The following is a 13,525-nucleotide window of genomic DNA, read 5'->3' on the forward strand; positions in this document are numbered from 1 at the left end:
GCTGGTGTTTCGCTAAGGTCAAAGTTCCTAATTTCGAGCGCCGTCCCTAATCCTAACATATCCCAACTGTTCCCGTGGGCAAGGTGCCGGACAATACTTGAGCCAACAGCGTGTAAATGCTGTTGGCTCTTTGTTTTGGTCGTGGGCAGGTCAGGTTGTTTTTTCCAGATCGATTGTTTGATCGATTATTGGTTGGACGAGGTGTTCGTGGTGTGTGGCGATAATGAGGGTTTTACCTGCCTTTTTCAGATTCGGCAGAAATTCTTCGAGCCATGCCAGTCCTTGTTTGTCGAGATGGCTTTCCGGTTCATCGAAGGTCCAGACAGACGGATTCATGGTGAGGATTGCGGCGATGGCCGTCCGCTTTTTTTCCCCGCCTGACAGGGAATACGGAGCTCGTTCCGTTAGTTTTGTCAGGCCCAGGAGTTCTATGGCGTCGTCTACTCGTTGTTTTACTTTTTCATAAGGCAGACCCATCTGCATCGGGCCGAAGGCCAGTTCTTCGCGGACTGTGCTGCAAAACAGTTGCGAATCGGGATTTTGCCAGACATAGCCGAGGCGTTGGTGAAACCATTTGGAATAGCGATGTTCGCTCATTTTTGCCGCCGTGATCATCGTTCCTTCAAAGGTGTAGGTTCCGTGTTGCGGGAAGATGATTCCGTTCAGGATACGGAGCAGTGTTGATTTCCCTGAGCCGTTGGGGCCGGTAAGGAGCGTTGCCGTCCCTTGCTCGATCGTAGCGGTTACGTGTGCCAGGAGCGGTGTTTCGTCGTAGGCAAAGCAGATATCGTCGAGGTTAATCATAGCAGCACTCCTTCGGTGCGGATAAATAAATAGAGATAGCCTGATAGCGAAAGGAGTAGGATGAGGTCTCGCCAGCTCGGGTTCGTTCGTTTTTCCTTGCCGTGCAGATACGTGCCGGTAAAGCAGCGGCAACGCATGGCATCGTACGTGTCTTGCGACAGGCCGGCAGACTTTTGCAGTACGACGCCCATCACTCCGCCCAGTGCCGGCAGCTTGGCCGGGTTATGACCGACAGAGCGAAGTTTCAGCGCTGTCAGGAGGGTGGCGGCCTGGTCACCTAATAAGGCGATGAAGCGCAATGTCGTATCAAAGATGAAAATGACCAGTACAGGGAGGTGGAAGGCCTGCAGGGCGGCGGTCAGCTTGTTCCAGGGGGTGTATTCCCGCAAGGTCAAAAGCAGCGTAACGGTGAGAAACGTTTTATACGGCAAGAGCAGTACGTACCGGCCGTTGCCGAGAAACAGGGCAGGCGCGACGATCAGGGCGGAGATGACGGCCGTCGCCAGCGCTGTGCGAAGATGGTCACGCAGAACGTTGCCCGGCAAAGAGCAGAGACAGACGAGTTCGCCGGCAAGGACGCCCCACAGGAAGAGAGGTGTTCTGGATGAGACGATAAGGATGCTGAGGGTGAAGGTGAAAATAAGGACGATGACGGCGTTGGGCGGGTTGGTGCGGCGACAGCCTTGGTTGCGCAGGGAGGCGAGGACAGAAAACAGTCGCAAGAGGGAACGGGAAATAAAATAATCCCGGTCTGTACCGGGATTATAAGATTCTTCGCGCTTGACCCATGTCGGAAGTTCCACGGTCATGACCTCCTCAGCTGTCGCGGTGAACCGTCGTCTTGGCATGGGCGCGCGGCGGCATAAAAGTAGGGACGAGTTTAAAGATAATCATGAGCAGCGCTGTCCCAATTACGGCGGACAGCATATAACCGAGTTCGTCGGGGAGACCGGCAACGGTGTAATCGGGCAGGAAGGAAGTAAAGGAAAAACCGTTTTCCATACCTGACGGCGTATAGCCCAAGGCCGTGCCAAAGTATGTCGTGTCGGCCAATTCTTCAGGAGCCCATTCGCCCCAGGCCGTACCGGCGGACAGCAGTCCTAAGGGCGTAGCCAGGATCAGCGCTCCCAGAAGAGCCAACACGGATTTGTCGGAACGGCTCGGGCCATTCAGCGTGAACAGATTTGGTGAAGTTTTGCGGATGTAAGATAGGACAGCCGTTGTAAATATGGCCTCGGCTAAACCGAAAAGAGTCAGATGTCCGAGCATCATCGCCGGGACGGAGATTTGGAGAGGGTATGGGCAATAAAGGGCTTGTCCGGCTCCGTCTGTAAACAGCAGCGGCTGGATGCCGAATTCCACAGCGGCCAATAAGGCTGCGGCATTGATCCCGATATAGGCGGCGATAGATGCGGCAAGGCCGGCGGGAATTTTCTTTTTTAACTTGTCATAGGTAAAATAAGCGATGAAAGGTAAAATGAAGGCCATATTAAAGCAATTTGCTCCGAAAGCCAGTATGCCTCCGTCACCGAAGAATAAGGCCTGTATGAACAGCGCAATGCTGATGGCGAGGCAGGCTGCGTAAGGGCCGAAGAGAATAGCAATCAATGTGCCGCCTACGGCGTGTCCCGTCGTACCGCCCGGCAGAGGAATGTTGATCATCATACTCAGGAAGGAGAGGGCTGCAGCAATGCCCAAAAGCGGCAGTTTTTCACGAGGAATGTCTTCGCGTACCTTTCTGACGGAAATGAGCCAGACAGGGACCATCAACGCGTCAAAGATACCACAGGTGGAAGGGCTTAGATAGTTTTCCGGAATATGCATGGTTCAGCCTCTTTTCTTGCAAAATAAACTTACATTTAATTGTACTGGAAACGACAGATGAATTTAAGCCCATATGGGGGATATGGGATAGACCTTGCGGCGCGTTTTCACAGCGCTTCTTTTTATACCAGTGAGATCGTTTTCGTTACCAGTCGAACGCAGTCAATGAAGAGGCAGATAAAAGCGCGGGAATTACCGACAGAAGACAGGGGAGAGAAAGGCTTTCGGATGAGGGGCTGTCGGTAGGAATAGTAGTAACGTCATTTCCATCCTGTTGAATCAAGACAACGGCGGGATTATAATGATAAAAAGGCAGGCAGATAAGAAATGTGCCGTATGATCAGGTAAATGGGAGCATGGGAATGATGGATATGAGTAGATTCTTTATATATGGCTTTATGGCTATTAATATTCTAACTTTCTGCCTTTATGGTTGGGACAAGTACTGCGCCGTACGGCATCGCTGGCGTTTGTCGGAGTTCTTGCTTTTAGGGACGGCGGCACTTGGCGGCAGTGTCGGGGCGCTCCTGGCGATGAACCTGTTCCGCCACAAGACACGGCACTTCACGTTCGCATACGGCGTTCCGTTTTTGCTGATGGTACACGGTGCGCTTGTCGTGCTGTTCCTTTATCTGTAAAATGACGCTGGGACGGATTTGGGGTCGGTAACGCAGCTTTCGAAATCGGGGACCGATTAAAATGTTGCGAACAGGTACCGACAGGCGGTTGAGTGACAGATAAAAATAGATGATGATGCAATATAAAAATAATGCAATGGATATATTCTCGTTGTCACAGAAAAAGATTTGTTTTATACTGAAAATATACAAATACAGTGATTTTTGTGCGGATATGCTTGGGAGGGATCATGATGGAATTGCAGAAACTCGTTTATTCGGTGGATCGGGGCGTTGCCGTTATTACGATGAATTACATGAAAAATCTCAATGCCATTGACGAACAAATGGCTGCAGAACTTATGTCTGCGCTTGAAGCGGCAGAGCGTGATCCGCAAGTCGGAGCGGTTGTGCTGAAAGGTCAGGAAAAGGCTTTTTCCGCCGGCGGTGACATCGGCTATTTTTACCAGCTCATACAGGCCGGCGGCGAAGTTAATATGGACGGGCTGATCAGTAAGGTTGGCGATGTGGCCGACTGGATGAAACGGATGAGCAAGATCGTTATTACTTCTGTCAGCGGTGCGGCTGCCGGTGCCGGCGTGAGCCTGGCCCTCGGCGGTGACTTCCTGATTTGCGCCGATAATGCCAAGTTTATTCTCGCTTTTGTCAATTTGGGGCTGGTTCCCGATACGGGGGCGACCTACTTGCTGTCCAAGATGATCGGCGCGTCCCGGACGATGGAACTGGCCGCTACGGGGCGGCCGGTAGGGGCGGAAGAAGCCAGAGATTTGGGATTGGCCTGCAAGGTGACATCTGTTGCCGAATTGGATGGGGAAACGATGAAATTCGCCGCCAAGATCGCCGCAGGACCGTTAATCGCGTACAAGAACATCAAGAAACAGATCTATGCGGCGGTATATGCCGATTATCAGCAGTGGCTCGACGAAACGGAGGTGCCGACGCAGCGTGAGTGCGCCGCTTCTCTGGATTTCCAAGAGGACTGTAAAGCTTTTATGGAAAAGAGACAGGCGCAGTTCACCGGAAAATAGGCTGAAGTCGGTAAGGCGTGGGTAATCGATATCATGCCGGAGCGGCGTTGCGTTGCTATTACCTCGGACGGATTGGTACTGCGCGAATCGGCTCCGAAGTATATTGTCGAAGACAGTCGTTTCTGCCCGGCAGCGGATTTCTTCGTTCCCGATACGGACGGCAGTATGATGTAGTCTTGCCGTTTCAGACAGGATGAGCAAACAGGGCGTACCGTTGGCGGTATGCCCTGTTTTAAGTGACGGATACGGTGCCGCAATCGTTTTCCCTTTCAGGCCAGTGGCGGGAACTGCGATACAGGCGTTACCGATACCGTTGCGTCGCCTTGTTTTTTTATTGTAGCTTAAGAAGGAAGCGCCCCTTGCTGCGCGCCGTAATCGCTACCGGCAGAGACAGCACGCGATGTGCTCCTGCAAACACGGGAGCGGCAAAGGGAATGATGATCGATTGGCCACCTAAAAGATGGGAGATGGCGGGAGCATATACAAAGAGAAGCAGAACATGGCAACGGAACCGTATATCAGAACGGCGCCGACGGCAGATGCGGCGGCTATACGGGCGATACCTGTTATATGGAGCGAACGGCAATCACCTTCGAATACGATGTGCTGAGAGAAGCGGAGTTCGAGCGGCGGATTGCGCAGACACCGTGGCGATATCCTTATCTCGTCCTGGGCTGCGGCGATAGGATGACGGTTATGCCTGCGCCAGTCCTTTTGCCGGTCGGGCGGCTTACGATTGGTTCTGTGCAGTGCGCAGCTATCTGGATCGGTCCGGCAGAAAGTGGGCTTGCCCGTTTTCTGTATACGGCGCTTACAGACAGACTGCGGTCTATGGGGATACGGAATCTGTATGCCTGCTTTACATAGCCGGTGGAAGCGGATGCCTGGTTGACACGCAACAGTGTGCAGCTCCCTGCTCATCCCGGTTTTGTGCAGGCCGGCAGATTTCATCGCTGCGCTTACACGTTTGATCACTGGTATGATATGGTTTGGATGGAAAAAGAAATCGGCTCTCCCGATGTGCCGCGGCAGCCGGTCCGTTTCGGTCAGCTGCCGTAAGTGGCGGAGTGGCAGGTATAGCAGTGTTTGAAAGGACAGGTGAAACGAAGAATGCGGCGATATGCGGCAGCTTTCAATATGGGAAAAAAGAAGGAAACAGTGCTTACTGATGACCTTGTTTATGAGATATTAGCCGTCGTCGCCGAGATTCCGCCGGGAAAGGTGGCGACATACGGGCAGATTGCCCGTCTCATCGGCAGGGAGCACAATGCCCGTTTGGTCGGTAAGGTCCTGAGCCGGAGCGCCTTTTACGGAGCCTATCCCTGTCATCGCGTCGTCAATCACGCCGGACGCCTTGCGCCTACGTGGCCCGGTCAGCGGCAGCTGTTAGCCGCGGAAGGCGTGCCTTTCAAGGGTAACGGCTGCGTCGATCTGCAGGCCGTCTTGTGGACGGAGTTGTAACGGTTTGGTTACGGTTTTGTTCGCGTTTTGTGATAAAAACTGCGGTATCAAGTGCGTTTTCGCACAATTTCTTTTCAACGTGCGCAAACGATGAGACGGACAACAGCTTTTTTTGGTATAATAATATCGTCATTACGAGAATACGGGAGGTGTTCATGATGAAAAAGAAATTGATTGTAGCTGCAGTTGCTTTATCGGTGTGCAGTTTTTCTGCCGGATCGGTCATGACGTCACAGGCTTTCAGTCTTGGCAGTCTGCTGAAGCTCGGCGGTATATCTTTTGTTGTAGATAAATATGGTTCACAGATCAATACGTTTTTGAATAATCTGTTGCGGCAAAACAATCTGAGTACGACGTATGCCACAAAAGTCGTGCCTATTGTCAGTATCGGCACCAGCGGCTATGTCGGCGCGGCGCAGGTGACAGGGCCGACGGAAGAGGTCGATCAGGTCAAGGCCGTGGCCCAGCTGGAAGCCAGCTTTAACGGCATTGCCAGAGTCAAAGGACTGGTTCCCGTCGACAACGTCAATCCGTCCGGAGCCAGCCGCATTCAAGGCGTCGGCGTCTCCGCCATTATCGATATCAAGCTGTAAGGACAGAAGGCTGATCTGGTGTATGCACGCAAAAGCATTCTTCATGAGTTCATGAAGAATGCTTTTTTCTATGCGTTTTCCCGATTTATTGATATAATAAAATTATATTCATTGCTTATCAATGGCAATCAATGAGAATGAATGAGAAAGAGGTATTTGGGAATGAAAACCAAACGATATCTATCGCTGGCAGTAGCCCTCAGCCTGTTCGGCGCTGTCGCGTACTCAGGTGTGCAGGCGGCAGAACCGGCCGATCTGTATAGTCATGAACATCATGAAGTGTCCTCACAGACGGTGTCGTCCGAAACGACTTCGTATAAGCGTCAGGACAGCGCGGTGCAGTCGACGGTGTCGATGACGAAGACGATCGGCGAGGAACGGGTCAGTCAAGAAGCCGGCAAACTCACTGCGCCCTACTTGCCGCAGATGAAACTGCATCAAATTCCTTACGCAGCGTCTTCCTTGCCGGAAAAGATCCGCCAGGAGTATGACCGCAATTACAAAGACGGCGTCTTAGCCAGAGTCAAGGTTAAAGGAAAGTGGGGCCTTATCGGCACGAACGGGCAGACATTGATTGTGCCGCAGTATAAAGAATTGGCCTATGATCAAGGCGGCATCTTTTTGGCAAAGGAAAAGAAGGACTGGACTTCTGTCGATAAACAGGGGCGGCCTCTGCCCGAGACGGCGACAGTGACAGCGACAACGGCGCCAAGCGATGAAGCCGATGTCTTGCTGCCTTTCAAAGATAAAGGGAAATACGGCTTTTTAGACCGCAGCGGCAACGTCGTCATTGCGCCGGCGTATAAAGAGGTATATACGGGCTTCAGTGAAGGCTTGGCCTTCGTTAAGAATCAAGCAGGCAAGAAAGTCGCCATCGATCGCAGCGGGGCGGAAGTCTTTGCTGCGCCGTACGATAAACTGTATGCTTTTGATAACGGCTTGGCCGAATACAGACGGCACGTACAAGGCTTTAATTGGGGCTCGCTGTTGGGAGTCGTCATTGGCAGTTCTTTCAATACAGGCTACGATCCCGGTCTCTATGGCGGCCTGACCTATGATGGCGTCAAACGCGGTTATATCGACCGGCAGGGACATATCGTCATCGACAGCAAACTCGACGAAGTCTATCCGATGACAGCCTTCGGCACCTTTGTCAAAAATAAGGGCAAGCTTTCCTTTGTCAATCGACAGGGACAAGCTCTCATCGGGCCGGCTGATTATGTCATCGATCAGGGAACACTTGATGACTTGGGCGGGCTCGTTTCGCTGAAAGACAAGGGCAACGGAAAATACGGCGTCTTCAGTATGGTCGACGGCGCCCAAGTCGCGCCTTTCGCCTACGATGCGATCACATTTTTGGGCTCCGAACGGATGCTCTTGCAGCGAGGGGAAACGCGATATCTTGTCGATGAAACGACGGGCGAAAGCGTCAATACAGTAGCGAAAGGGATAACGGTCATGCCCTTCGGCGTAGAAAATCGGACGTGGCGTTTCGATGAAAAGAAAAATTATGCGATTATCGACCAAAACGGACAGGTTCTCTTTACGGCTCCGGCAGGAACGATTACGAAGGTGAAGAATTTCCGCAACGGCGTAAGTCCCGTCCAAGTCGGCAAGCTTTGGGGCGTCGTGGACGGCCAAGGCCGTTGGCTGGTTCAGCCGCAGTATGACGATTTGGATTTAGTTTAATGATACGCACATTATCGGCAGCTTTCTGGTCGGTAATGTGTTTTTTAAGGCCGGCCGGGAACGTGGTATGCTTATAGCAGAAAAAGAGAGAAGGGAGCGTTTACGATGATCGTTATGGCTGCCGTTGATACGGCATTGGGACTGCTTTTTAACGGACGCCGGCAAAGTCAGGACAGTGTGCTGCGGCAGCATTTGTTGACAAAAGCGTCCGGCCGTCTTTGGCTCAACGCCTATTCGGCTGCGCAGTTTGACGCGGCGCAGCAAGCGCAGCTGCAAATAGCGGAAGATTTTTTGCAGCAAGCAGGGCCGGCAGAGTATTGTTTTGTTGAAGATCAGGCGCTGCAGCCTTACGCGGAAAAGATCGAAAAGGTGATGTTATTTCACTGGAATCGTGCCTATCCCGGCGATGTGTTTTTTGATTTAGCGTTGGCGAGTCCGTGGAAACGTATATCTGTCGTTGATTTTGCCGGCTCGTCGCATGAAAAGATTACGGAAGAGGTGTATGTTCGATGAAAAAACGGTTACAAGGCGTCGTGTTGCTGCTTATGGCGGTCTTACTGCTGGTCGGCTGCGGCACTCAGGGCGACAACGCGGCTGCGCAGCATAGTACGTCACCGAGCAAGGAGACCGCCGTTACTACTGCTGCCGTTGTCAACTTGGCGGACATACCGGCTTTTGCCGGCAAGCCTTACGTCGTACTCAACGGCAATCAGCCGTCTTTTCCGCAGACCGATATGACGGCGACTTCCTTTGAACGGTACAGCGACTTGGACAGCTTGGGTCGATGCGGTCCGGCTTACGCCAATATCGGCGTCGATATCATGCCGACGGAAAAGCGCGGCGCCATCGGCAATGTCAAACCGTCGGGCTGGCAGACTGTCAAGTATGATTCCGTCGACGGCAAATACTTATACAATCGCTGTCATCTCATTGGCTATCAATTGGCGGCGGAGAACGCCAATCCGAAAAACCTGATTACCGGTACAAGATACCTTAATGTGACGGGCATGCTGCCTTTTGAGAATATGGTGGCCGACTATGTGAAGGAAACGAAACACCACGTCCTTTACCGGGTGACGCCGATCTTTGCCGGCAATAACCTCGTGGCCGGCGGCGTACAGATGGAAGCCTATTCGGTCGAAGACAAGGGGGAAGGCATTTGCTTTAATGTGTTTGTCTATAACAACCAGCCGGGCATTGAAATCGATTATCAGACCGGCAAAAGCCGTCAGCAATAATTGCGGCAACGGCAGAACGACGGCGCGGCATTCTTTAAAAAATACCGGCGAGAGTGTACTTTTTCCGACTGGTTCTGTATAATGGAAGAAAATCCTGCCGGTACGGCTTGCAGCGATTCCAATTCATTATTGACGAGGTGTTTCTCTTGGCAAAGCGATATTATGAGCTCCATGTGGCAGGTTGCACACGGCAGTTGCCCATTTTGAACGTGACGGACAAATTGGCGATCGCCGGATTCGTGATTCTCGGCGATACGGAAATCGTGGAAAATACGGCGAAAGAGATGGTAAAAAAGATTCCTGCCGATACGGAAGTACTGATGACGGCGGAAACGAAGGGGATTCCGTTGGCTGCCGAAATGGCGCGTATCCTCGGTATGAAGCGGTATGTCATTGCCCGCAAATCGGTTAAGGCCTATATGGAAAATCCGTTAATTGTGGAAGACGAATCGATTACGACGCAGGGGAAACAGATGCTCTGTCTGATGGATACGGATATTGCCTTGATCCGCAACAAGAAAACTTTTCTCCTTGACGATGTCATCAGCACAGGCGGGTCGATGAGAGCGCTGGCCGAATTGGCCGAAAAAGCCGGAGCCGAGATCATCGGCAAAGCGGCGATCCTGGCGGAGGGCGACGCGGCGATGCGGCAGGATATCATTTATTTGGAAAAGTTGCCTCTTTTTGACGCGGAATAAGCAATGGGCAAAAAGAATCTTCCCTGTACGCCGGGGAGATTCTTTTTTTGTATCCTTAAATGGAGAATTATGGTATACTATAGAAGGGCAAAGAAAAGACGTTGCTTTTCAAGCCTGCTAGGTAGAGTGAGATGAAGATGATGAACGGTTCGGCAGAAGTGATAGAACAGCTTAAAAACAGGAATAAGGAAAAAGTTGCCGAATTGGCTGCCGTCATTCAGCAATACGATACGCGCCGTTTTCATGACGGTCCTTATTTGGAGGCACGCTATCTCCGTACAATCGGCAAGCTGGAACAGAAAGTTTTCGGTTTGTACGTCATTTCGGAAGGAATCAAAAAAGAAATCGAATTGTCCAAGCAGTACGTCGGCAAAGGCGAAAAGCCTGACAAGACGGAAATTGCCAAAGCTTTGGCGCTGTCGCTGAAAGGGTATCGGGATAAGCTTGTCGAAATGGCGGCCAAGCAGGAAGATGCCGCAACGTATCTGGCGGCGCCCTGGCTGAGTGAAGAACAGGATCGGGACTTGCAGCGCCTTTATCGGCAGGCAGTCAAGGCGGTCCATCCCGCCGTTCGTTTCAGCGATACGGAAGCGATCCGTTCTTTGTGGAAGCAAGTCGTTCAGGCTTATCAGCGGGGCGATTTGGAGCGGCTCAGGGAACTGACGGTTCTTGCCGATCAGGAGTCTCTCACTGCGGCGCAACCGGAGGCGGGCGATGCTGCAGCTTTGGAACGGCGCATTGCCAAGATAGATGGCCGCATCGAAGCGTATAAAGAAAAACTGGCGGCTTTGGCCAATGCCTATCCGTTTACGATGGAAGAGCTGCTGCACAGTGAGGCGCTCCAGGATCGGAAAACAGACGAGTTGTATCATCTCATTGAACAATACGAAGCGTATATCAGAGAACTGACGGCGACGTTGGCGCTGCTTCAGGCGCCGATGGGGCCTGTAAGCTGAAAACGGAAGGAGATCGTACTATGAATGATATAGGAAAGAAAATTACAGATGCTTTGCAATATCGGTTTGCTTGTAAGAAGTATGACAAAAATAAACAGGTCTCGGATGCTGATTTCCACACGATTTTGGAAGCGGCTCGCCTTTCGCCGAGTTCTTTCGGTTATGAGCCGTGGCGTTTTTTGGTTATCGAACGGCAAGATGTCAAAGATGCCCTCTATCCGATTGCCTGGGGCGCCCGCAACAGTCTCGAAGGCGCCAGTCATTTGGTCGTTATTTTAGCTCGCAAGGCTGTTGATATGAACTATGCTTCTCCCTATATTACCCATATAATGAAGGATATTCAGCAATTTCCCGACGATATCGGCGCAGCCAGGCGAAAGGGATTCGAAAATTTTCAGAAAAATGATTTTAAGCTGTTGGAAAGTGATCGGGCCATGTTCGACTGGGCTTGCAAGCAGACATATATCGCCTTGGCGGACATGTTGATGACGGCGGCGCTGCTCGGCGTGGATGCTTGCCCGATTGAAGGCTTCGATCGGGAAAAGGTTGAAGCCATGTTGGCGGAAAAAGGCGTTCTCGACAGGGAACATTTCGGCGTTTCCGTCATGGTCTCGTTCGGTTATCGCAGCGGCGATCACCGTCCGAAAACGCGCCAGCAGCAAGATGATGTCGTGCAATGGATTCGGTGAAAGAGTCGCGGACAGAGACAGTTCATCATGATAAAAAACGGAGCGTCCGATGGACGCTCCGTTTTTTCTGTGTGTTTTCGCCAGTATCCGATTAAATAGACAGCCGGTTATAGAGCGGCTCGGCGGTTGCAGTCATTTGTTGCCCTTATCGACGGACTCGGAGAAGTCGAGCCCCTCGTCGGTGGCGTAGTACGTGTCTGCCTTTTTGCCGGCAGTGATATAGTTCTTGTCGAGAAGGCGCTGCAGCAGTTCCGGTGACGGCGGCAGCGGCGCAAACATTACTGCCGCCGTCTCTTCTTCCCGTTCGACGGCGGCGACGGCGGCGGCCATGATTTCCGTTTCCGTCGGCGTTCCGTTTAGATAGCATATGCGCGGCAGAGATACGGGATAATCCTGATGGGACAGCAAGAGAAACTGCCCGATGGCGGCAGCTTCGCTGAGAGAATTATGCCGTTCGACGTCAATATCCATTTCGCTGCAAATCGATTCCAGCGTATTGGTTGTGAAATGATAGGATTTTCTGGCAATCTCCAGCGTATCAATAAAGCGGCAGACGGGAGCTTCAATGCCGTAAATTTTCAGTGCATGGAAAATACAGCCCATAACGAATGGCGCGTTATGAGCGACGAGGATCGTATTTTCAAAATAGCGGTTCATGCCGGCTTGCCAATATTCGCCGAATTCATCAGCTTTACTTAGCGATTCCCAAGTCAGATCGGCACATTGGACCATGGACAGGTCGTTTTCAGGCGGACGGACATAGAAATAATGCTGATCCTTCAATTCGTTATCTTCGTATTCTGCGAAACCGATGAGACAGATCGAATAGGGCTGATTAGACGCCAGTTCCAGAGAGATGGCCGTAAAGCGGCGGGGGAATCGTTTGACATATGTCGTTTCTTCAATGTCGTAGTGGTAATAGCCGTTCTTCGGCTGAATATCGTATTGGTGCAGATCCGTTACGACGACGTGTTGTTTCGTAGACAATTCCTTTTTTGCCTTCCCTTCGTTGCGGCGCTTTTTCATGGTAGACAGAAGCGAATAAAAAACCGCGGCAATGAAGAGCAGCGCGATGGCGGCGCCGGCGAAATTGAGCAGTGAATTCATGAATATCAAGTCCTTTGGAAAGCCGGGAGAAAAGGCGGCAGTAGTCTCGCGGCCGCTGCGGTCTGTAGCCGTTTGTAGCTGCGGTTCGGGGGATAGAGCGGTAATTTCCATAAAAGTAATGAAGGGTACTGTAAGTACAGTCTCGTTTTTGTTATACTTATTATACCAGATAGGTTTGAGATGGGAAGCGAAAGAAATGATTTTGCCGCCTGCAGGTGGCATTGGGTTTGCCGGGGTGCAGCTGCGCGGCCGGCGCGGGCCCGGAAAAAGGGGGAGTCGTATTGAGTAAACGGCAAACGGAAGAGAGACCTCTGCGTGTGGCCATTTTGACGATCAGCAACAGCCGCACCTTTTCTGACGATACGAACGGGCTGATGATCCAGTCGGCATTGATGGCCGCCGGTCACCAAGTTGTCGATTATGCTATCGTCAAGGATGACAGAGAGGCGATTGAAAGCCATATTCATGAGTGGGTTTGCAGTGTTGACGTGGTCATCACGAGCGGCGGAACGGGGATTGCCAAGCGGGATGTCACCTTGGAAACGGTACGGCCGATGTTTGATAAGGAGATTCCCGAATTCAGCGGCATGCTGGCGCTTTTTGCGTATCGCCGCGCCTGCGGCGTACAGGCGTTGGCGTATCGGTCGGCAGCCGGCGTCATTCATCAATGTCTGACCTTCTGCCTGCCTGGTCAACCGAATATTATTAAGCTCGGCATGGAAAAGATCATTATTCCGGAAATGAATCATTTGAAGGATGAAATCAATAAATAGGGAGAAACAGCAGGTGCAGTAGGACCT

18 protein-coding genes are annotated in these 13,525 nt (G+C 51.7%); 14 read left to right on the top strand and 4 right to left on the bottom strand.

Annotated elements, in window-relative coordinates; genetic code table 11:
* Window positions 1-150: 150 nt before the first annotated feature.
* Genes HMPREF1250_RS09945 through cbiM form a run of 3 tightly spaced genes read right to left on the bottom strand, consistent with a single transcriptional unit; the run spans window position 151 to window position 2,628 of the window.
* On the bottom strand, window positions 151-804 hold the full coding sequence (locus HMPREF1250_RS09945; RefSeq protein ID WP_023054560.1) for an energy-coupling factor ABC transporter ATP-binding protein: 654 nt from the start codon (window positions 802-804) through the stop codon (window positions 151-153).
* A complete protein-coding gene (locus HMPREF1250_RS09950) occupies window positions 801-1,613 on the bottom strand; it encodes an energy-coupling factor transporter transmembrane component T (RefSeq protein ID WP_231391318.1) in 813 nt (270 codons plus the stop codon). The genes HMPREF1250_RS09945 and HMPREF1250_RS09950 overlap by 4 nt, the downstream gene beginning before the upstream one ends.
* 7 nt (window positions 1,614-1,620) lie before the next feature.
* On the bottom strand, window positions 1,621-2,628 hold the full coding sequence (gene cbiM, locus HMPREF1250_RS09955) for a cobalt transporter CbiM (protein ID WP_023054552.1): 1,008 nt from the start codon (window positions 2,626-2,628) through the stop codon (window positions 1,621-1,623).
* Between the two features lie 371 nt (window positions 2,629-2,999).
* Between cbiM and HMPREF1250_RS09960 the strand changes: the two genes are divergently transcribed.
* The 13 genes from HMPREF1250_RS09960 to HMPREF1250_RS10010 all read left to right on the top strand — a co-directional run bounded on the left by HMPREF1250_RS09960 (window position 3,000) and on the right by HMPREF1250_RS10010 (window position 11,618).
* Window positions 3,000-3,266 (top strand): DUF1294 domain-containing protein, encoded by a 267-nt coding sequence (locus HMPREF1250_RS09960; RefSeq protein WP_196806877.1) that lies wholly within the window; start codon window positions 3,000-3,002, stop codon window positions 3,264-3,266.
* 230 nt (window positions 3,267-3,496) lie between these two features.
* A complete protein-coding gene (locus tag HMPREF1250_RS09965) occupies window positions 3,497-4,294 on the top strand; it encodes an enoyl-CoA hydratase/isomerase family protein (RefSeq protein ID WP_023054571.1) in 798 nt (265 codons plus the stop codon).
* Window positions 4,295-4,327: 33 nt separating this feature from the next.
* Window positions 4,328-4,468, top strand: a complete 141-nt coding sequence (locus tag HMPREF1250_RS11670; RefSeq protein ID WP_155914523.1) for a hypothetical protein — start codon at window positions 4,328-4,330, stop codon at window positions 4,466-4,468.
* Between the two features lie 396 nt (window positions 4,469-4,864).
* Entirely contained in the window at window positions 4,865-5,161 is a 297-nt protein-coding gene (locus HMPREF1250_RS11910; RefSeq protein ID WP_051356108.1) for a GNAT family N-acetyltransferase, read from the top strand.
* Window positions 5,162-5,182: 21 nt separating this feature from the next.
* A complete protein-coding gene (locus tag HMPREF1250_RS11915; RefSeq protein ID WP_023054580.1) occupies window positions 5,183-5,353 on the top strand; it encodes a GNAT family N-acetyltransferase in 171 nt (56 codons plus the stop codon).
* Between the two features lie 51 nt (window positions 5,354-5,404).
* Window positions 5,405-5,755: an MGMT family protein gene (locus HMPREF1250_RS09975; RefSeq protein WP_023054570.1), complete on the top strand. Its 351-nt coding sequence runs from the start codon at window positions 5,405-5,407 to the stop codon at window positions 5,753-5,755.
* Window positions 5,756-5,913: 158 nt separating this feature from the next.
* On the top strand, window positions 5,914-6,348 hold the full coding sequence (locus HMPREF1250_RS09980) for a hypothetical protein (RefSeq protein ID WP_036243299.1): 435 nt from the start codon (window positions 5,914-5,916) through the stop codon (window positions 6,346-6,348).
* Between the two features lie 162 nt (window positions 6,349-6,510).
* Window positions 6,511-8,037: a WG repeat-containing protein gene (locus tag HMPREF1250_RS09985; protein WP_023054545.1), complete on the top strand. Its 1,527-nt coding sequence runs from the start codon at window positions 6,511-6,513 to the stop codon at window positions 8,035-8,037.
* A gap of 105 nt (window positions 8,038-8,142) precedes the next feature.
* On the top strand, window positions 8,143-8,550 hold the full coding sequence (locus HMPREF1250_RS09990) for a hypothetical protein (RefSeq protein WP_023054578.1): 408 nt from the start codon (window positions 8,143-8,145) through the stop codon (window positions 8,548-8,550).
* The gene (locus HMPREF1250_RS09995) at window positions 8,547-9,275 is read left to right on the top strand and encodes a DNA/RNA non-specific endonuclease (protein WP_023054544.1); all 729 of its coding nucleotides are present in this window, start codon (window positions 8,547-8,549) and stop codon (window positions 9,273-9,275) included. Before HMPREF1250_RS09990 ends, HMPREF1250_RS09995 begins: the two co-directional genes overlap by 4 nt.
* 146 nt (window positions 9,276-9,421) lie before the next feature.
* Window positions 9,422-9,973, top strand: coding sequence for a phosphoribosyltransferase family protein (locus tag HMPREF1250_RS10000; RefSeq protein ID WP_036243301.1), 552 nt, complete (start codon window positions 9,422-9,424; stop codon window positions 9,971-9,973).
* A 131-nt stretch (window positions 9,974-10,104) separates the two neighbouring features.
* Window positions 10,105-10,929 (top strand): hypothetical protein, encoded by an 825-nt coding sequence (locus HMPREF1250_RS10005; protein WP_023054550.1) that lies wholly within the window; start codon window positions 10,105-10,107, stop codon window positions 10,927-10,929.
* A 20-nt stretch (window positions 10,930-10,949) separates the two neighbouring features.
* Window positions 10,950-11,618, top strand: coding sequence for an NAD(P)H-dependent oxidoreductase (locus HMPREF1250_RS10010; protein WP_023054553.1), 669 nt, complete (start codon window positions 10,950-10,952; stop codon window positions 11,616-11,618).
* A gap of 132 nt (window positions 11,619-11,750) precedes the next feature.
* Here the strand turns inward: HMPREF1250_RS10010 and HMPREF1250_RS10015 are convergent, their stop codons facing one another.
* Window positions 11,751-12,725: an exonuclease domain-containing protein gene (locus tag HMPREF1250_RS10015; protein ID WP_023054561.1), complete on the bottom strand. Its 975-nt coding sequence runs from the start codon at window positions 12,723-12,725 to the stop codon at window positions 11,751-11,753.
* A 281-nt stretch (window positions 12,726-13,006) separates the two neighbouring features.
* On the opposite strand from HMPREF1250_RS10015, the gene HMPREF1250_RS10020 reads away from it, so the two are divergent.
* Entirely contained in the window at window positions 13,007-13,498 is a 492-nt protein-coding gene (locus HMPREF1250_RS10020) for a MogA/MoaB family molybdenum cofactor biosynthesis protein (RefSeq protein WP_036243318.1), read from the top strand.
* The last annotated feature ends 27 nt before the right edge of the window (window positions 13,499-13,525 follow it).

The organism is Megasphaera vaginalis (ex Srinivasan et al. 2021), from assembly GCF_000478965.1.
In the GTDB taxonomy this organism is placed as follows: domain Bacteria; phylum Bacillota; class Negativicutes; order Veillonellales; family Megasphaeraceae; genus Megasphaera; species Megasphaera vaginalis.